Genomic DNA, 18,022 nt, shown 5'->3' on the forward strand with positions numbered 1-18,022 from the left:
AATGTTAGAAATTCAATTATCGTCAAGGGCGTTCACTCGGGATTGGGCGGATAATTCACTACCGAGATACACCAGATTACTTGCCTAACATCATGACCTCTGATCCACGCTTTCGTGGTTGGAACGTAATCAATCAGCACGGTATTTGGGCTACAATTCAATGCCCTGAGTGCGGTACCGAACAGATGGTTAACAAACGAGCCCCGGTAGCGACTGAACCTGCTGAGTGTTCTGAGTGTAGAGAAGTGGCAGAGTACGACCACTCCGCTGGACTTGCGCTTGTCTTGGTGGCTGTCGGTCTTCTGTGTGCCATCGCTCGCAAAGGTTGGTTACCAAGGATTGCGAATAGTCCGTCTCGTTAGAATGACTCGCTGGATTTGCCCATTAGACTGTGTAGCTAATCCGATCATCCAATCTATTCAGTTCATCAACCTGGCTATCTATTCCAGCTAGGTATGATGACTGGACGGTATAGCTATACTACTCAGCTATACCGTCTGACTTAGTTTTATGGATACTCCCTGTCGTTGTAGAGCTATGCTGGCCTATACGACGTACTCGGAAGCGGGCGGCGTCGGTAAGTCCACACTCGCGGCGAACCTTGCTGTCGCGGACGCACGCGCAGGCCGAGACGTACTGGTCGTCGACTTGGATCCCCAAGAAGCGTCAGTTTCGTACCTCCTTGATGTAGGCGAGCGCCGGAGCGATGCGCAGGCCGATTCCCTCGTTCGACACATGGTCGAACGCGAGCGAGGCCCGTTCGAAGATCTCATCGAAACCAGCGAAGGCGTCGATGTCATTCCGGCACACAATAGCCTCGAACAGCTCGACCGGCATTTGAGTCGACGAGAAGAGGAAGCGAACGACTTCGGTGAGAACTGGAATCGGAACGTCCAGTTACTGCGTGTCCTCCGAGACAACGGCATCCACGAGAAGTACGACACCCTTATCGTCGATCCGCCGGCGACGGCTGATGTCAAATTATACAACGCCATCCACGCCACGCGCTCGCTACTTGTGCCGTTTGAACCATCGGGTAAGGGCCGAAAATCCGTCGACGGACTCGAAGATCTCGTCCCTGGCCTCGAAGAGAACCTCAACATCAACGTGGGCGTCCTCGCAATCGTCCCCAACCGCTTCAAGGGAACGAACGACCAGCAGGATATGCTCGACGACATCAAGAAACGGGAGTACGATATTCCGGTTGTACTGAATGAACGCGGATCACTATTCGAGGGCTGCTGGCGACAACAGTGTTCGGCGTTCAAATACATCGAAGAACATCGATCCCGGAAGCGAGATTACGAATTAGAGACTCTCGAACGGATCGAGCAACTTGCCGATCACCTGTGGAAGACCGTGGAGGCTCCAGCATGAAATCCGGCGCTGGCGACGATCCATTCGCTGAGGATAGTTCGGAGGCAGAAGATACGTCCACGGACGCGGATACCGACCAGGACGGTGGGGTGTCAGAGGAAACGCAATCGGTTTCGGAATCGAGTTCGCCGTCTCTCAGTGGTCCAAGCGGTCAGGCACAAACTCAGTCTCTTCCTTACAAATACAGACGCGATTCGGTGAAACAGGGGCGGAATCAGCAACCGGTCTTCCTACAGTCTGAGACTGAAGAACTGATCGAGAAGACCATCGATCGTATTGAGGAGCGCTTCGACGAGAATATCTACAAGACCGATGTCGTCGAGGCGATGTTGGTAGCCGGGGGTGAAGGAACGACGCCGGAGGCCGTGCTACAGCGATGGGGTTATGGGATGAAAAATCGGTGATGTATCCTCTTCGGACGCTGGGCGTCAAGCCCTAACTCGGCCTTGTAAAGCGACCTCTTACCCTCTCTCGGCAACACTCAGATAGAGTGCGTAGTTTCCGGTCTGCTCTCCCGTCTCCTTATCCTCAGTTTCCTTCAGATTGATTTCCACACGCCGACTGTAGTCTTCCATCTCCACGATCCAACTGAAGAGTCCGGCGACTGTTTCAATAAATTCTGCATGACCCGTGAGACGAACCGTCGAGATATCGGTGGGGAACGTACTTCCCGTGAAGTCACTCGGTTTTTCGATGGTCGCTCGTCTGAGTTCGCTTGCAGATGGGCGATCGAGATCCTCGAGCCATTCCATCGCGCTGGCTTTCTTCACACTACCGGACCCCGTCGTAGGCAACTGTTCGAGTTCTGTGTTCGGTGACTGATTTGTGTTCTTTTCCGGTTTTCCTGAGCCGGCTGATCCCCTGTTCGTCCGCTCGAACGATGCTCCACACTGATCACACTCGCCACTGGCTTCGTTGGCTGGCAGGAGGGCACCACATTCTTCGCAAAACTTCATGCTCACTGGGTTCTCTGCGTCTGGATTTTTAAATTGGAGGGGAAGGGGGTTTTCGATCTGTCGCATCCCAGCACGGTTCCGTGTGATTGACTCTCTCCCTTCGAACTCTGATTTCGTGCACAGTAGTTGAGACCCGCTCTCTCAATGCACGAGTGCTGGGCGAGGACCTCCCAACGTCCACTCACCGCTCGGAGGCCTCGTCGATCGCCGTGGCGAACTCCTCGACGCGCTGTGACCCGACGAGAACGTCGCGACGGTTCGAGCTCAGTTTTAGTATAGCGATATATGATTTATATATGGGTATTTTGGTCTGTTAGGGTCTCTAAGGCTGGAAATGGGCATTTCAGGTTGTTTTCTACTTGTTCATGATTACACGAATAATCACGACCAAATTTTAGTACCCCACCGCTGTCGGTGAAGCACGAATGCTGCAATCGGCTCAGAAAGACGCTTTCCCCGGGGTAGAGCCGTCAAGAACAGGGCTCGAGATTTCTTTGATTCTATTCAGCCGAGTCCGTGGAGATAGCGGGGGCCGTTTTCCTGATAGACCAGATGCCTGTGACCTATATGACCACAAAGTACGAATGGTGTTCTATGACTGGAGGTGAATCGAGCTCCGAGGACCCGATGAAACGCCAACCCACGGGTGAAGACCGGGTGCGGATGGTCGCCCGGCAGGTTTCAGAGCCGCGGACAGCAAACTGGATCGCCTCCGAAGCGGACTGGTCACACGGGCCGACTAAGCGCGCCCTCGAACGGCTCGTCGACGACGGCATCCTCCACCGTGACGACACCGGGGCCCACACGACATATTTCCCCGATTATCGTCGTCAAGCGATTACGGAGGCCATACGCCTTCGGGACAGCGACCACACCGTCGAAGACCTCACCCAACGGCTGACCGAGATGAACGATCAGATCCGAGGATGGAGGAACGAGTTCGATGTCGGGTCACCGAGCCAACTTCGCTGGACGATCGTTGATCAGGTACTCGACGTCACCGAAGAGGACCGTCGCCGAGAGATTGCGCGTGAGTGGGAACAGCTCCAGCGGCGAATCGAAATTGTGGGGTTTGCATCCGGGAGTGGGACTATCTAGCCCCAGCGACCGAATGTGGGGTCCGGAGATGACGGACCTCGTTCTCCGCACGTTCGTTGCTGCCAAGTGAATATTTAGGTCTATTCCGATTCACATATAATGTTTTTATAGTAGTGGTCCGTGATACGGCATATGAACCGTGAGACGGATAGTTCGAATTCGTCTGGGGCAGCTATTTCTCTTTCAATACCCCCTTCAGATCCGACTTTATTCAAACATAAGGCGACGAGCGACGTCCTTCTCTTTTTAACAAACCACCGATTCAGTGAATTCTCACTGCGAGAACTCGCGACACAGATCGGGCACTCACACCAGTCCGTTCGGCGGGCAGTGAACGTTCTCAGCGCGAACGACCTGGTCGTCGAATCGCCCGAGAGCAACCAGCGACTCGTCCAGATCAACAGACAGCGTCTGTCGATTCCAGACGATCCGATCCTCCGGATTCCCCAACCAGAGTATCACCAACCCGTCAAAGCCGCGGTTACAGAGCTCCGTGAAAACATCAACGACGTCGTGGGCATCATCCTCTATGGGAGTGTCGCTCGAGGCGAGGCTGACCGACGGAGCGACATCGATCTCTGGGTGCTAACCCGCTCTGAGCGAGCTGAAAGCCAACGAGAAGCGAACGCCATTGCCCGTGATCTCGAAGACACGGAGTTCGATGGTGACCGATACGCCTACGATATCGATGTCGAGGCTGTCCAGGCAATCCCGGCGTACACCGAAGATATCCGAGAGATCGTCGTTTCGGGGATTCCGGTCTACAAGACGAATGACTTCGAAACCGTCGAGAACCTCCTCTTGGAGGAAGGAACTGCTGATGAATAGCGATGTGTCGACAGCTACTGTACTCGTGTAGAATTGTACCCATGTGTTCACACATTGGGGAACAATTTATCAAACTGGGCCGTGTATCTCCTGTTATGAGTCAGGAATCGCTCGACGATACGATCAAATTCCGTGCTGGTCCGCTTAAAGAAGCGGCAACCGAACTGGATTCCGTCCATTTGGGTGGCATCAATATCAGCGAACTCGCACGTGAGGGGCTTACGCAGATGCTTCAGCGATCGATGACGGACGACGACAAAATCGCGATTTACGAGCGCTATTCGGCAGGTGACCTCTCGGAGGACGCTGCTCGAGTACTCCTCGGTGACGAATTCGACTTCCTCGAAGAGGATATTGACGCCTTCCGTGAGGCTGCCACTGACGACACCAGTGACTATCTCGTCTAAATGGCTAACGCCGACACACGGTATCCGATTCTCGTCGATACGGACACATTGATCGCTGTTGCGAATAGCTCCTTGTGGACCCAACTAACGAAACACGTCGGTCTCACGACGACGAACGTCTGCAAACAGGAACTCAAGCGGCACGCCGAAAACACGCGCGAGACCGCACCAGAGGGAAGCCGCCCATACCGGCTTCATTACGGGAGCCGTACCGCGCTCGGGGCGCTTGAGGACGACGAGACACCGCTTACCCAAGTGACGAGCGTCCCCCGGCCCCACGGAGCGGATGCTGGCGAGGAATCGCTCCGACGGGAAGTGGTACAGAATCCCGAAGCTATCGACTACGTCATCTTGATGGACGCAGCCGGCCGGCGTTCGATTCGCCGCGCTGTCGACGACCAAGACGGAGATATCCGTGTTGTGACTCCGCCGTTTCTGTTTTATATACTCTACGACAACGAGCTCATTTCGCGTCGTGAGTTCTGCGAAGCGTGCGGAGAGCTGTTGGAACGTGAGGGCTGGACCGGATACAACGCCGTGAAGGCTGCGTGGGAAGGGATTCCGATTGATTGTAGCGATATTCTGGACAACCACCTGCTCCCCTGACGAACCAGTATGAATCAGAACACCTCATCGACACACGATGGTACGACACCGCTCACGAGTTCCTTCCAGCGCTACCTCCAAGACAAAGGGAAAGGCCGCGGTGGGGACGGTGGGAACTATCGACGAAACGCTGCACGCGAGCTCGAGCGGTTCGCCGAATGGGCCGCCGGTGATCGGGGTAACGACGACTGGACCGGGATCGTCCCCAACGACGTCGACCGTGACCCCACCTTCGACGATCTCGATGAACGCGTCTTCCGCGAATACGCCCGGCATCTTGTCGGCGATCGGGGACTCAAACAGAACACGGTACAAACCTATTATCGCTATATCTCTGCGTGGTGTGGCTGGTGTGTCAACGAGGGCTATCTCGAGGCGCACTACGCCCAGCGGGCGAGTGCGATGGCGCCGCTGCCTGAAGACGACGGCCGCAAGCCCGGCGACCAACAGGCCTGGACATCCGAGCAGCGCCACGCTCTCACCCGCTACGTCGACGAACGGGCCCGTGACGCCGTCGAGGCGTACACGACACTCCCAGAGGATACTGACCCACTCGACAAGCAGCGAGCCCGCTACGCGGCGCTAAAGGCGGCTCGTGACCGGGCGCTGGTGTTCGTCCTCGCGTACACCGCCGTTCGGGTTGGGGAGCTCCTTCGGGACCCGAACGACCCGCGCCGGCGCGGCGTCCGCTGGGAGGACCTCTCCCTCGACGACGGGAGTATGGACGTCTACCGCAAGAAACAGCAGTGGGACGCCGCGAGCCTCCCTGACCCGGTGATCTCGCCGCTGCGGAGCTACCGCCAGCTGATGGACCCACCGACGGAGCGCTGGCCAGTGTTTCCGACGTTCGATCAACGGACGCTCGCAGAACTCGTCGAGGAAAAGCTAGCCGACCGAGGGGAACGCCCAGAAGCGATTACTGAGCGACGTGAAGAATACGCTCGCGACCTCCTGCTGGCGCTCGATGAGGACATTCGGCCGCCGTCGATCACGACGGACGGTGCACGGTCGATTCTCCAACGGCTCTCGGAGACCGCAGAGATCGATATCGACCATCCGAAACACGATTATCTCGCGCCGCACGGTGGTCGACGTGGGATGGGGGAGGTACTTGTCCGCGCGTTTGGGTACACGGTGGCTGCCCGGTACCTGGACAATTCAGAGGAGATGGTGCGAGAGCGGTACTCGCACATTGAGGCCGGCGAACTCGGCGACGTGGCGACAGAAGCTCTAAACGAGATTGATTCAATCTCAGGGCACTCCGGGAATCAGTAACGAAATTGCTGAATCAGAAGGATACAGGCCTGTAACAGCAAATTCTCAGTACCTCTAACCCGTAGCTTGCAGTATGCCCCACTGCCCGAATTGCGGAAGCCAGGTCAAAGAAGTTCACCACTATTGCGGATCCTGTGGACGGGCGTTATCCGATATTGCAGAGTCGGAAACCGATCCACCGATGGCGATTGATAGAGAAGGATTCCTGTCGGTACGCTCGCTTTCCTACGTCAACGAACTGCTGGAGGGAGAGCGAGAACTCGACCATGACTCAGTTTCTCACACGCAGTTATCTCGGGATGTGAGCGCAGCATTTGCTGATTTTGCTCGATTAGCGATGGTAAATGATCTCGATCTTCTCCAACTATGGGCTGGTGGTTCGAACACGGATGCGCTGAGTATGTCCGTCGACGATATGAACAGCAATCAGTTCCGAGACTGGCTTGCTGCCATTGGACTGGGACGAACTCTTCGGATGTACGATGATGCGCTCCACACTGAATTCGAGGACCAGTTCAACGACAGATTACAGAAGTTGATTGAGTTCGCAAATGAGGAACTCGACGACGAAGAATTCTCTGAGTAGTTCTTTGCTGCGAGGACTGTCTCGATTCTGTCGACAAAGGGTGCTACCTGAGAGTAGGCTACTTTCGACCGAATCGGAATTCCTCGCGCTATCGTGGAAGTAGCTTCCGCTCGGGATGCCTCAGATCTATTCGAGCGCTACTCTGTCGATGCTGCTGGGAGCCGGAAAACGAAAATCAGCCTAAGAGCGATTCTTCACTCGGTTCACGATCTTCCTCCGCAAGCAACTTCTTGCGAGCTGAGTTGACATTTGACCGAACAGCGTCCTCGGTGACGCCTCTGATGTCGGCCCACTGAGCGATGGTGTAGCGCTCGGCCTCTTCGACGACGGTCCAGTCGACCGCTTCGTGAAGCGAGCAATCGCCTGCCACCAACTCGGCGATCCGTTCGAGGAAATCCTGCTCCTCCCAGGCGAGGGCGACATCTTCGAACCGGTGCTGGTCCCGATCGTAGACAGCGAACATCTGGACGGCGCCGTCGCGCTCTAGGTCAGCACGAACGTGGGCCGGGAGTGCCTCTAGCGCAACCTCCGGAAGCGGATACGCAGGAACGTCGTGGAGTGAAGCGACATCGAAGGGGGTCAGGCCTCGGTGTGAGACATCGCCAAATTTCATCAAGTATCCTGTTTCCGAGGCGAGTTGCGTCCGCCCTTCGAGCAGGTTCTCAGTCAACTCTGGATAGTCGTCTCGGTCGACCGAGCCGGTCTTGAAGATCGTCACGAAATCACGGTCGCCGCCACTGGGTGGATGTGCTCCCATCAGTCGTCACCTTCTGGTATGTGATAGCAATTCGTCAGTATGGACTATGAGTCTGGCCCTCCGATGAGTGGTCCTTTGGGGCAGGTTCCCGAAGCGACGCAGCACGATCGGCAAGCATTTGGAGTACCCAACGTCGGCGTCGATGCTGGTTCTCGTGAGCAACATACGCCCGAACAGTCTCGATGTCGTGCATACAGGCGACGCCGGCGCGGATGAGTCGTAAGTGGTCAGTCTCGAGGAGCGTTTCCGGCGGGAGTTCCTCGAGAATTCCGCCGACATTCGTTCTGCTCACGTGTACCGCCCAAGCGACTCAATTGGCTCGCTCCGTTCGATTAACGTTACCCCACAGAAGCGAATTGCTCGGATTCGTGGGGTAACGAAGCTCTCAGGAGCGCATCCTGCTCGCGAACCAATCCGTCGGGACGGGTGGCTGGGCTGCGATGATCGGTTAGAGGGATCCGTATGGTTGGTGGAATCAGTCATCGGTTATCTGATGGCCGCGTCTGATCAGCCTCCTCGTCCCGTTGTCATCGATAAACCGCCAGCAAACAGAGATCAGTCTATCAATCCACAAGCATCACAGCGGCTCGGTGACGAACACGCCCGAGTCGTGAATGAATGGCCCTTGAATACTCGCCGTTAGTGCGTCGGGCCGGCCTCCCTCGAATCGTCCCGTGATGCTGAACGAAATCGCCCACGGGCCCAGCCCCGCCGGATTGTCCGGAGTCCGGCAGGAATCTACCTCGCGGGTCTCAGCGTACACCCGGGCATGACGACCGTCGACGATCACGGTTTTGAGCCTGATGGTGTCACACTCCCACTCAGTGTGACCCCGTCCACGAATCTCGAAGCGAGTGCCTTCAATATCGACAGAGAGCTGATCGTCCAGCCGGAGCCTACTGTCACGCTGGCGTTCCTCGCCCATCCGGACGGTTACCCCTGATAATGTGAGCCCGTCGACGGGATCATCATAGGGGGCGTCGTTCCTCGAAGAACTGTCGACCGGCCCGTCGGTCTGAATCGCAGGCTTCGACGCTTCGTCTGTGGACTGGTCGTCGGTATTCTTCGAACCCACCGACAGCGAGTCAGATGGCGTCGTCGAGGTTGGATCCTCGTCAGGAGCGGTAGCCGTTGAAACCTCCGCCGATGGCGGCTCGTTGCGACGATTTTCAGGTGACCCGAGGATGTTCGTACAGCCAGCGAGCCCGCTGACTCCGGCAGCTGCGACGGCACTCAGCACACGTCGGCGGCAAGGCCCGGATCGGGGCGACAGTCGGTTCGACGGGGATGTTTCGGGAGGGAATCGTGTCGGTGTCTTCATCTTGAATTACTTTCTTGATGGGATGCTGACTGCGGGTCGAACGCATACGTCGGCCCAGTAATCTGAATCGAGGTCCCCTGGACGATGGCGTGGCGCTCCGCGGTTCCATGAGGAATCTCGAGAATCCATCGCGCCCGTCCGGAGTAGCGCGTGAGCTCGTCGTCGGGAACTCCGGGTTCGGGGGCTGCTGAGTGGACCGCCGTGACGGTTCCCGATCCGTCGATGAAGACGACGTCGATTGGATAGTCCATCGCACGCATCACGATTGCCCGGTCGGCAGCCTCCTGGTCGTAGACGAACAGCAGACCGGTATCGGCGGGAAGTGTCTCGGTCCCGCTCAGGCCCTGGTAGCGCTCGGAATCTGTGTCGGCCACCCAAACATCATACACCCACAGGATCCGCCCACGTTGGTTCTCAAAGAACACCCGGTGAGTTGGCGGTTTATCGTCGACCACCGATGACTCGAGTTCCGCTGGTGAAGCCCCAGCTCCCAACAGGAAGACGGTGCCGGCGACAACGAAGACCGTCGCACCAATCACTAACGCCGCGACAACCGTCGCTCGGCGTTCGAATATTGGGATGGGAGTCCCGGCTGCCTTCTCGCAATCAGGCGAGTCGACAGTCGGCACAGCGTGGGTTGAGTTGTCCATCGCCCTGTGAGACCGATAATCAGTCGTTCAGGGACATGAACATTCAGAGTGTGCGCACTGCGCACAGTCCTAGCTACTGGCTCAGAGACACTGGGTATTCTGCTCGGAGAACGGTGGTTAACTGTGGCTCGGCAGCTGTTGAGACGGATCTTTCGTCTCTCGTGGGAGGCTGTCTCGAACTTTCCCGGGGCGCCCCGTCCTCTCAACAGCCAGAATTCGAGCTCTCATAGGACCGACTCACTAGTAGATCCCAATTGTCCACAACGACGGCCGTCGGCGTGCCTACTCTTCGGGAATTGTGACTCGAAGGTTTCCGGCAACCTCGTACAGCCACCCTGAATTCAGAAGCTGATCGATCGCATAGTCCGCATCATCCGGGTTGTCCGGGAAATCCTCGTGGGCAACTAACTCCTCGCGAGCGCGGTTGCGGGGCATTCCCTCGTCGTGATCGCCTTCCGTGATCTCCGTCGAGAGGATGTCGTATCCCCGCTCGATCCAGTCGGGTAACGACCGCGGCTTATCTGAAAACATGATCCCTCATACTCGAATTACTCGTCACGGTAGTTCGTTCTCTGTTGGTGTTAAACGACCGCAATTTGTCTGACGCTTGGCTGACGGAGACCTCCGATGAGCTGTCTGCGGCAAGAACGACTCAGTGGATATGAGTTACCCCACGGATTCAAATATCCTGTTTCGTGGGGTAACCAAGACGGCCCGTACGTTTCAGTCCCCCCACAAAGGAGTCATCAATGGAGCTCTGAACCGGTCCAAGGCGAGTGTCGACTGGCAATTGCCGGGGTCACAAACCGGCGCGCCCGATGTGGAACTTCCAGTCCTCGAGTAACGGGGAGGAAGATCGAGTCTTCTCCGCCGGCGACGATGGCGGCGAGCAACTCGTGCTTGCACAGCACCCGCCACGGCCGGTCGTGTTTGTACGGACACGAGCAGACCAGCCCGTCTGACCAGGGCAATAGCGGATATCGGCTTCCGCTGGCGTAATCTCCCACCAGCAGTGGAGCCGGGAGGTCGATTCCGAAGTTGCTCGGTCCCGGCGAACACTCAACGGCGCTCGAGGAGAGATCGCGTTCGTGAACAACGAATCGACCGGAGATCTCGTGTTCTCGTGCGACCGTCCGGATGTCAGCCCCGTCGTCGACGACGACCATCCCGACGAATGCGTTGTACTCAGTAAGTTCGTCGATGTCGGCGCTACGTCCGACCGACGGCGATAGAAGCGAGCCGTACGAGGAACGTTTGAGGACGTGATAGAGGTTCATCCATGGGATGACTGTCGAGTACCAGCGTTCGCGACGGATCTGTTCATCCTCGAGGGCAGTAGATAGATCATCAGCCTCCCGGCACGCCTGCAGTCGGTGAGCAAGAAACGCGGGGACATCGTCCAACTCCGCCGACGGATCTGCCTCGATGCGGTCGTAGTACCGCCGTTCCTCGACGAGGGTTCGCCGACACGATTCCTCGGCATACAGCAAGCCGAGCGGCTTCGATTGGCCTGCCTCTCGCCACGGATCAGCTTCGCTGGAATCGGCCGTCCACGGGTTGTGCTGGTCGAGGAGCTGTGAGCGATGAACTGGACCCGCGGTCATGAAATCGAGTCGGATGCGATGCTCGATCGGTTCGATGGTCGGAGGCTCGTCGTCAACGTCGTAGCGATGCTGCTGATCTGTCTTCGCGAGCGCTCCTGGCGGGAGTGAGAGCGGCGGAAGGCTCCCGTTGCCAGGGTGAATTCGTCGTGTCGTCATGACCTCACTCTCCTGTGGAGGATAAATCGGGAACGAGACCGTACCGGGAGATTAGGTCAGACGGTGGTGTTGAACTTCTCGATAGCTGATGGGTTTCGGCGGTCCTGCTGAATACAGGGCGAGAATCGCTTAGTATAGACGAAAGACCGCTCCGTATAAGCGAATGGCTTAGTGGGTAGATACAAAGATTCGCTTATGCGATCTCCCCCCGACACGTGTTCTGTGTGCGGAACTTCAGAGTCGTACAAAGCCCGATACACAACCGGGGGTGGGTGGCGCATTTCGTACTATGTGTGCGAACAGTGTGGACGACGATTCACCCCCGAACGTGATTCGGAAAAAGACTGAATTGCTGCGGTCAGTACGCGAAATCGCTGCCGCATATAAAACGCGAATCTCGTGTGAAGTCTCTCTCACCCTGAAGTATGAGCAGTGGACACGAACAATCAAGCCGGTTCGCTGAAAATGTGACCGATAAGATGCCTCTCACCGGCGACTCGACGATTCTCGTCCCCGTGGACGTGTCGATCACGGAACCACCCGACCAGGTAATCCTTGATCTGTTGAAGCCAGTCAATCTCGTCGTCCTTGGGTACTATCCCGTCCCGAAACAGACGGCCCCGGCACATCTCAAGGAGGAACACGAAGCAGAGGCAGCAGAGCGGTTAGAGAGTATCGTCTCCAGATTCGTCCGCGGAGACCACGAGGTCGAGGACGTTCTCGTATTTACGAAGGATCGGCAGGATACGATCGACCGAATCGCAGAGCAACACGACTGTGACGCGGTCTTTGTTCCCGGTGAGACTGACGCGATTGATCGGATTCTCGTGCCGTTGCGCGGCGATGTGAATCTCGAACGAATCGTTTCTCTCGTTGGTGAGTTAGTCCGAGCCAGTGATGCTACAGTTACGTTGTTTCACTCAGTCCCCGAAGGGGCCGATCCGAGTCAGGGCGAATTCATCCTCCGTGGAGCGGCCGACCGACTAACCGAGGAGGGGGTCGACCGCGATCAGGTCGACTGGCAGCTCTCGGAGGGCGGCTCCCCGAAGCGCAAGATCATCGATCTCGTTGCGGACTACGACTTCGTTGTGCTCGGGGAAGCAGAGCCGTCGCTCAGAGATCGGATTCTCGGGACTGTACTCACACCAATTCTCGAAGAAATCGAGAAGCCCGCCATCATCGTGAGAGATATCGAGTGAGGAGTTCGAGTTGATCTATACGAAGACACCAGTAGTGACTGCACAGACACTCCCCAGATACCCGACAAGGCCAGTTACACCGGTACCAGCGAGGACCGAACAAGACAACCGTAGCTGGCTGAAGGCTGCCCACCACCAGGCCTCGCTCTTCGACAGTAGAGTTATCGCTCGGAGACAAACTCCCGGTGATCGTCACTCAGCGGCGCGTGACGCCCTGTCTGTACGCTACTTGGAGGGTCCAATTCGACACTCTTGGATGGTGAATCGATGAGCAAGGGACAACTTGAGCGCAACATCGGCTTTCTCGAGGCGATGACGCTCGGTGGGGGGACGATGATCGGGGCCGGGATCTTCATTCTCCCCGGGATCGCAGCCGAGGGCGCCGGTCCAGCGAGTTCGGTCTCGTTCCTCATCGCAGGGTTCGTCGCTCTGCTCGCAGCGCTCTCTTTATCCGAGCTGGCGACCGGGATGCCGATTGCCGGCGGGAGCTATCACTACGTCAACCGAGCACTCGGTGGCTTCTTCGGGAGCATCGTCGGGTGGGGGATGTGGACCGGCCTGATGTTCGCGAGCGCCTTCTACATGATCGGATTCGGGCAGTATCTCGTCGAGCCGATTCCGTTTCTGGACGGCCGGGCACTCGTTGTTCTCCTCGGCCTCATCGGGCTGTCACTAATCGTCGGCGTCAACTACTACGGCACCGAGGAATCCAGCCAGCTGCAGAACGTGATGATCGGCGCCGAGACCGTCGTCGTCCTCGCCTACGTCGTACTCGGGTTGTTCTTCATCGACCCGAATAACCTCGAGCCCTTCGCGCCGACGGGCCCGAGCGGCATCATCGCGACGACCGGCGTCGTCTTCGTCTCCTTTCTCGGGTTCGAGATCATCGCCACGGTCGCGGGTGAGGTCAAGGATCCGAGTCGGAACATCCCGCTGACGATGATTCTCTCCGTCGTTCTTGTGACGATCCTCTACGCCCTGGTGATGATCGTCACGACGGGCGTGCTGCCATACCAGGCGATCGGCGACTCACTGGTCCCGGTCTCGGACGTCGCGGTCGTCTTCGCCGGGGCCGTCGGCGTGGTGGCGATCGTGGCCGCCGCCGCCATCGCCGCGATTTCGAGTTCGAACTCGTCGGTCCTCGCCGCGGCACGGGTGAACTTCGCCATGGGTCGAGACGACCTGATGAGCGAGTGGCTGAACGTCACCCACGACCGGTTCGGCACACCACACCGGGCGATCATCGCCACTGGGGCCGTCACCGCGCTGTTGATCGCCGCCGGCCTTCAGGTCGAAACCATCGTCGCTCTCCTGGCCGAGGTGGCCAGCTTCAGCTTCCTCGTCTCCTACTCGCTGGTCCACGTCGCACTCGTCGTCTTTCGCCGGGCTGACCCGGAGGACTACGACCCGTCGTTCAAAATTCCGGATGTCCTGTACCCGGCCGTCCCGGTTCTCGGCGTGGTGCTGACGATCGTTGTCATCTCACAGATGGCGCCCATCATCATCCTCCTGGGGCTGGGGATCGTCGGACTCGGTGTCGGCTGGTACTTCGTCTACGTCAGAGATCACGCCATCGACCGGGGACTCATCGACGAGGTCATCACGTCAACGACGGATGCTTACCGGGTCCTCGTCCCGGTTGCGAACCCCGACACCCAGCAGAACCTTATTCGGCTCGCAGCCGCCACCGCGCATGCGCACACTGACGAGGGGACACCCGAACTCGTCGCCGTCAACGTCCTCCAGGTCGCGGATCCCGACCCACAGCAAAACGTTGCGGCCGAGCGGCTCGACCACCAACGCGACCTGCTCGACGGAGCCCACGACATCGCAGCCGAGATGGACGTGCAGTTGCGGACGGTCGCGATGACGGGCGAACGCGTCGACGAGACGATTCTGGAGGCGATCGTCGACGAGGAGCCCGATCAAGTGTTGCTCGGGTGGGGAGGAACACTGACTCGGCAGGGGCACGTCTTCGGCCCGAACCTCGATGCCGTCGTCGAGGACGCGCCGTGTGAAGTCACCCTCGTAATGCTTTACAACGACACGATCGGCAATCCGGTCGCACTCGCAGGGCCGGGGCCACACTCACCGGCCGCTGCTCGGCGAGCCGCCGAGTTCGCGAGCGTCGATGGCGCCGTGCCCACGTTGCTGAACGTCCAGCAACCGATGGGGGACGATGACACTACAGCCTCCGAACGAGGGAACGCGGTCATCGACGATGTTGTTGAGCGGGCAGGACTCAACCCGGAGGACTACGAGCGAGCGGTCGTCGTCGACGATGACATCGAAGCGGCCATCCTCGCGACAGCCGATCAATTCGATACGATCTGTGTCGGGCTCTCCGAACGGAGTGCCGCGTCCCGGGTCATGTTTGGCACGATCGCAGAACGAATCAGTCAGGAGGCGACGAGCAACGTCGGCATCGTCCGGGGATGGAATGAATCCTGAGACAGGATATACCCTCTATATTCAGCGCGCCGCTTGTTCTAATCTACGGTGATTTCCAACGAGCCATGGAGACTGTTCTCTCGCCAATTCAGAGCGGACGGGTCACAGTCCGGTCAGAAGACTCGCGAACTGGTCGAGACGCTCGTCGATGGCGCCGACGTCGTAGACCGCCGCCTGTCGTTCATAGTACGGCGCCAGCGCCGATGCATCAGGAACTAACGTCCCAGGGTCACAGTCGGTCGCGATGGTCAACGAGCACACCGGAGCGTACGATGCCTGGAGTTCGCGCGTGACCGCCTCGATGTCGCTGGGGCGGTCGTCGGTGACAGTGATGATCAGTGGTTCATCACGCTGTGTTTCGACAACTGTCCGGGCGAGACCGATTGCCTCGGCTAGCGGTGTTCCACCACCGCAGTCAGTATCGAGCAGCGTCGTTTGGACGTGACGCGACTCGACGGTGAACGGCTTCGCAAGGCGAGCCTGACCGTCGATGAAATCAATGATGGCAACACGAATCCCCAGTTTCTCGGCAGCGACGGCGAGTCGGGCGACCGCCTGTGTTGCAACTTCGATTTTCGGGGGGCTACCGTTGCGCATCGACCCCGACCGATCTAGCACTAGCACGAGGGCGTAGCGCTTCTCGCGGCCAAGCGTCGGAGTTTCACAGACCCGGGGATCGCCGATGGCGAGCCGATGACCGGCGCGAGTATCGTACCGACCAGCGGTCAGCCCGCTCCGGGTTCCTCGCTGCCGTTCGAGCGCGAGTTCCTTTTCGAGGACCTGCGCGACGCGGGCGGCACTGTCCTCGACCGCACTCCACTGTCCCGGTGGGACGAGGTCGTCGCTGACCGGGACGAACACGACATCGTCGAGACGCTCCGGTCCGGCACCGTTCCCGCCTGCACCCGTCTCTGTCGATGACTTAGTCCCGTCCTCCCGGTGGTCCTCGTCGCCTTGGTGCCCCCGACCCAAGACGTCACCGAGGTCGCGAAGCTCTCGCTCGACAGCCTCCCGGTCGACCTGCTCTCGGGCCGCCTCTTGTTGGGCGACTTCACGGTCGTGTTCGAGCGCCTGTCCGTACTCTGTCGGCGACGGTGCGGCCCGCTCGACACGCTCGTGAGCTGGCCCCGGCTCCGGTTCGTCCGTTGCTGCGGACTCGCCATCTCCATCGCGATGTTCTATCTGTTCATCCTCGCCAGACGGGATTGGATCGTTCGAGGGGCCGCTCAGGTTGTTAGTCTCCGCAGATTCGGTGGCTCTCGCTCCGGCGTCGAACGCATCGAGTGGTGTCTGGACCGACTGGTCGTGGGGAGTGGCTCGTTCATTTATCGTAGCTGATGGGGACGATGGATCAGTCCTGTCTCCCGAATCGTCCCGATTATCGCGAGCGCGCTCGACAGCCGCCGCGAGTGCGTGGGATCTCGACGGGTACTCCGCTGGCTCCTCGCTGCTTTCGATGGATGAGTCTGCTCGCGACGCTGAACAGTCGTCCGCTATCGACGGCTCTTGGTCACCTTTCTGATCGTCCTCCTTCTGGCGGCCTGGAGTCGATGCGGTGTCACCAGTGACGTCCTCGGTATCCGGCTCGGGCGAGCTGACCGTGCCGTCCGTATCCTCTCTGGCGGGATCCGGCGTCATCGCGGGATGGTCGAACACGTCCTGATACGGGTCCACCGTTGCCTCGCGATCGACCGAGACCCCAGTTGCCTCGGGAGTACTAGCAGGTCCCTCCTCCTGCGGCGAATGGTCGTGCCCGTCAGTTCCCGAGTCAGCGCCATCGTGGCTCTGCGAGTCGCCTGTTGGCTCGACGGCGCTCGCGACGACTGGCTGGAGCGTCGACGTCCAGGTGTCGATAACACGGCGAGCCCGCTCGACCGAGGCGGTCTTGTCGTGCCTGTGGGTCGCGTCGTCGAGGTCGACACCTCGAATAGCGAGAGCATCAGCGGCGAGCTGAGTCAGTGCATCTTGTACCGACCGAAAAGCGATCTCGTCGGCTTCGGAGACGAACCCGATGCGGTCGTCGTCCCCGTTGAGCAGGACTTCGGTGGTGCCGGTCGGGTACACCGCGGCGTCGTACAGAGCGGTGGTTACCGCGTTCCAGAACGAGAGGCGTGCCTGCTGCCCATCTCCGAGGTCGTCGGGAGTCTGCGAGTGGATTCGGCGAGTGAGTTCGAGTCGGATCTCGGCCGTGTCGCTGAAGTTCGCGCCGTGGATCGCCTCGTACTCGATTGCGCCGTCCTCGACGATGTTGATCATTTCGTGGACGTGCTGATGGTATGCCGGGTCGACCTCGGCGTCGAGCAACGCGGCGATTGGGGCAATCGCTGTCTTGAGGATGTGGAGGAGCTCGTGGAAGGCGAGCCCGAACTGGTGGGCGTGGTCGGCGGTGAGCTGGTCGTTCAGCGGCACCCGCTCCAGCGACGCCGGCGCGGTCGTGACGAGTACGAGAAACGCAGCGTCGATACCGTCGAGCAACTGAGCGGCCTGTTGTCGTTCGAGGTCGGTCGCGTCGCTGCTAACCAGCGCGTCGACGTCGGCAGGGAGGACAGCCGCCGTCTGTACCGCAGGGGTAAGGACGACTTCGACATCAACGCCGGCCGGGAGATGGCCCTGCAGGAACGCCCGGAGCCGGTCGCGCCGACCGGCTGACGCCCGCACCCGGGCGTGGATATCGGGGGTGAACGTCTCGACGGAGGCGTTCGAAGTGATCGAGGAATTAGTATCGGACATGATGGGGAACGAGAGGTATCG

At 58.8% G+C, this 18,022-nt stretch carries 17 protein-coding genes and 1 pseudogene; 10 read left to right on the forward strand and 8 right to left on the reverse strand.

What is annotated here, in order from left to right; translation table 11 throughout:
* Positions 1-537 precede the first annotated feature (537 nt).
* On the forward strand, positions 538-1,377 hold the full coding sequence (locus NBT67_RS16065) for a ParA family protein (protein WP_251344451.1): 840 nt from the start codon (positions 538-540) through the stop codon (positions 1,375-1,377).
* On the forward strand, positions 1,374-1,781 hold the full coding sequence (locus NBT67_RS16070) for a DUF7970 domain-containing protein (protein ID WP_251344452.1): 408 nt from the start codon (positions 1,374-1,376) through the stop codon (positions 1,779-1,781). Before NBT67_RS16065 ends, NBT67_RS16070 begins: the two co-directional genes overlap by 4 nt.
* A 57-nt stretch (positions 1,782-1,838) precedes the next feature.
* Here NBT67_RS16070 and NBT67_RS16075 read toward each other — a convergent pair whose 3' ends face one another.
* On the reverse strand, positions 1,839-2,399 hold the full coding sequence (locus NBT67_RS16075) for a zinc ribbon domain-containing protein (protein ID WP_251344453.1): 561 nt from the start codon (positions 2,397-2,399) through the stop codon (positions 1,839-1,841).
* Positions 2,400-2,885: 486 nt separating this feature from the next.
* Between NBT67_RS16075 and NBT67_RS16080 the strand changes: the two are divergent.
* The 6 genes and pseudogenes from NBT67_RS16080 (at position 2,886) to NBT67_RS16105 (ending at position 7,133) form a co-directional block, all read left to right on the forward strand.
* A pseudogene (locus tag NBT67_RS16080) lies at positions 2,886-3,463 on the forward strand (DUF7342 family protein).
* A 100-nt stretch (positions 3,464-3,563) separates the two neighbouring features.
* Entirely contained in the window at positions 3,564-4,259 is a 696-nt protein-coding gene (locus NBT67_RS16085; protein WP_251344454.1) for a nucleotidyltransferase domain-containing protein, read from the forward strand.
* Between the two features lie 95 nt (positions 4,260-4,354).
* Positions 4,355-4,666: a DUF8065 family protein gene (locus NBT67_RS16090; protein WP_251344455.1), complete on the forward strand. Its 312-nt coding sequence runs from the start codon at positions 4,355-4,357 to the stop codon at positions 4,664-4,666.
* Positions 4,667-5,272, forward strand: coding sequence for a hypothetical protein (locus tag NBT67_RS16095; protein ID WP_251344456.1), 606 nt, complete (start codon positions 4,667-4,669; stop codon positions 5,270-5,272). It begins immediately after the preceding gene.
* 9 nt (positions 5,273-5,281) lie between these two features.
* Positions 5,282-6,547 (forward strand): phage integrase SAM-like domain-containing protein, encoded by a 1,266-nt coding sequence (locus NBT67_RS16100; protein ID WP_251344457.1) that lies wholly within the window; start codon positions 5,282-5,284, stop codon positions 6,545-6,547.
* 73 nt (positions 6,548-6,620) lie between these two features.
* Positions 6,621-7,133 (forward strand): zinc ribbon domain-containing protein, encoded by a 513-nt coding sequence (locus tag NBT67_RS16105; RefSeq protein WP_251344458.1) that lies wholly within the window; start codon positions 6,621-6,623, stop codon positions 7,131-7,133.
* A 175-nt stretch (positions 7,134-7,308) separates the two neighbouring features.
* On the opposite strand, the gene NBT67_RS16110 is transcribed toward NBT67_RS16105, so the two are convergent.
* The 6 genes from NBT67_RS16110 to NBT67_RS16130 all read right to left on the reverse strand — a co-directional run bounded on the left by NBT67_RS16110 (position 7,309) and on the right by NBT67_RS16130 (position 11,621).
* Complete coding sequence (locus tag NBT67_RS16110; RefSeq protein WP_251344459.1) at positions 7,309-7,890, reverse strand: hypothetical protein; 582 nt, start codon at positions 7,888-7,890, stop codon at positions 7,309-7,311.
* 34 nt (positions 7,891-7,924) lie between these two features.
* Positions 7,925-8,182, reverse strand: coding sequence for a DUF8129 domain-containing protein (locus NBT67_RS18270; RefSeq protein ID WP_484494556.1), 258 nt, complete (start codon positions 8,180-8,182; stop codon positions 7,925-7,927).
* A gap of 285 nt (positions 8,183-8,467) precedes the next feature.
* Positions 8,468-9,130 carry a hypothetical protein gene (locus NBT67_RS16115; protein ID WP_251344460.1) on the reverse strand — a complete coding sequence of 221 codons (663 nt, stop codon included), beginning with the start codon at positions 9,128-9,130 and terminating at the stop codon, positions 8,468-8,470.
* Between the two features lie 77 nt (positions 9,131-9,207).
* Positions 9,208-9,861, reverse strand: a complete 654-nt coding sequence (locus NBT67_RS16120) for a DUF192 domain-containing protein (RefSeq protein ID WP_251344461.1) — start codon at positions 9,859-9,861, stop codon at positions 9,208-9,210.
* A gap of 282 nt (positions 9,862-10,143) precedes the next feature.
* Positions 10,144-10,392: a hypothetical protein gene (locus tag NBT67_RS16125; RefSeq protein ID WP_251344462.1), complete on the reverse strand. Its 249-nt coding sequence runs from the start codon at positions 10,390-10,392 to the stop codon at positions 10,144-10,146.
* Between the two features lie 215 nt (positions 10,393-10,607).
* A complete protein-coding gene (locus NBT67_RS16130) occupies positions 10,608-11,621 on the reverse strand; it encodes a hypothetical protein (protein WP_251344463.1) in 1,014 nt (337 codons plus the stop codon).
* A gap of 425 nt (positions 11,622-12,046) precedes the next feature.
* On the opposite strand from NBT67_RS16130, the gene NBT67_RS16135 reads away from it, so the two are divergent.
* Entirely contained in the window at positions 12,047-12,820 is a 774-nt protein-coding gene (locus NBT67_RS16135) for a universal stress protein (protein WP_251344464.1), read from the forward strand.
* 267 nt (positions 12,821-13,087) lie between these two features.
* Positions 13,088-15,271, forward strand: a complete 2,184-nt coding sequence (locus NBT67_RS16140; RefSeq protein ID WP_251344465.1) for an amino acid permease — start codon at positions 13,088-13,090, stop codon at positions 15,269-15,271.
* A 102-nt stretch (positions 15,272-15,373) separates the two neighbouring features.
* On the opposite strand, the gene NBT67_RS16145 is transcribed toward NBT67_RS16140, so the two are convergent.
* The gene (locus NBT67_RS16145) at positions 15,374-18,001 is read right to left on the reverse strand and encodes a VWA domain-containing protein (protein ID WP_251344466.1); all 2,628 of its coding nucleotides are present in this window, start codon (positions 17,999-18,001) and stop codon (positions 15,374-15,376) included.
* Positions 18,002-18,022: the final 21 nt, after the last annotated feature.

It is taken from the genome of Haloplanus sp. GDY1 (genome assembly GCF_023703775.1).
Taxonomy (GTDB): domain Archaea; phylum Halobacteriota; class Halobacteria; order Halobacteriales; family Haloferacaceae; genus Haloplanus; species Haloplanus halophilus.

What these genes read in the sequence shown, in the direction of transcription:
- NBT67_RS16120 (WP_251344461.1), bottom strand. Translation starts at nt 9,861, where the DNA reads ATGGACAACTCAACCCACGCTGTGCCGACTGTCGACTCGCCTGATTGC.
- NBT67_RS16095 (WP_251344456.1), top strand. Translation starts at nt 4,667, where the DNA reads ATGGCTAACGCCGACACACGGTATCCGATTCTCGTCGATACGGACACA.
- NBT67_RS16130 (WP_251344463.1), bottom strand. Translation starts at nt 11,621, where the DNA reads ATGACGACACGACGAATTCACCCTGGCAACGGGAGCCTTCCGCCGCTC.
- NBT67_RS16145 (WP_251344466.1), bottom strand. Translation starts at nt 18,001, where the DNA reads ATGTCCGATACTAATTCCTCGATCACTTCGAACGCCTCCGTCGAGACG.
- NBT67_RS16070 (WP_251344452.1), top strand. Translation starts at nt 1,374, where the DNA reads ATGAAATCCGGCGCTGGCGACGATCCATTCGCTGAGGATAGTTCGGAG.
- NBT67_RS16105 (WP_251344458.1), top strand. Translation starts at nt 6,621, where the DNA reads ATGCCCCACTGCCCGAATTGCGGAAGCCAGGTCAAAGAAGTTCACCAC.
- NBT67_RS16125 (WP_251344462.1), bottom strand. Translation starts at nt 10,392, where the DNA reads ATGTTTTCAGATAAGCCGCGGTCGTTACCCGACTGGATCGAGCGGGGA.
- NBT67_RS16135 (WP_251344464.1), top strand. Translation starts at nt 12,047, where the DNA reads ATGAGCAGTGGACACGAACAATCAAGCCGGTTCGCTGAAAATGTGACC.
- NBT67_RS16090 (WP_251344455.1), top strand. Translation starts at nt 4,355, where the DNA reads ATGAGTCAGGAATCGCTCGACGATACGATCAAATTCCGTGCTGGTCCG.
- NBT67_RS16085 (WP_251344454.1), top strand. Translation starts at nt 3,564, where the DNA reads ATGAACCGTGAGACGGATAGTTCGAATTCGTCTGGGGCAGCTATTTCT.
- NBT67_RS16140 (WP_251344465.1), top strand. Translation starts at nt 13,088, where the DNA reads ATGAGCAAGGGACAACTTGAGCGCAACATCGGCTTTCTCGAGGCGATG.
- NBT67_RS16065 (WP_251344451.1), top strand. Translation starts at nt 538, where the DNA reads ATGCTGGCCTATACGACGTACTCGGAAGCGGGCGGCGTCGGTAAGTCC.
- NBT67_RS16100 (WP_251344457.1), top strand. Translation starts at nt 5,282, where the DNA reads ATGAATCAGAACACCTCATCGACACACGATGGTACGACACCGCTCACG.
- NBT67_RS16075 (WP_251344453.1), bottom strand. Translation starts at nt 2,399, where the DNA reads ATGCGACAGATCGAAAACCCCCTTCCCCTCCAATTTAAAAATCCAGAC.
- NBT67_RS16110 (WP_251344459.1), bottom strand. Translation starts at nt 7,890, where the DNA reads ATGGGAGCACATCCACCCAGTGGCGGCGACCGTGATTTCGTGACGATC.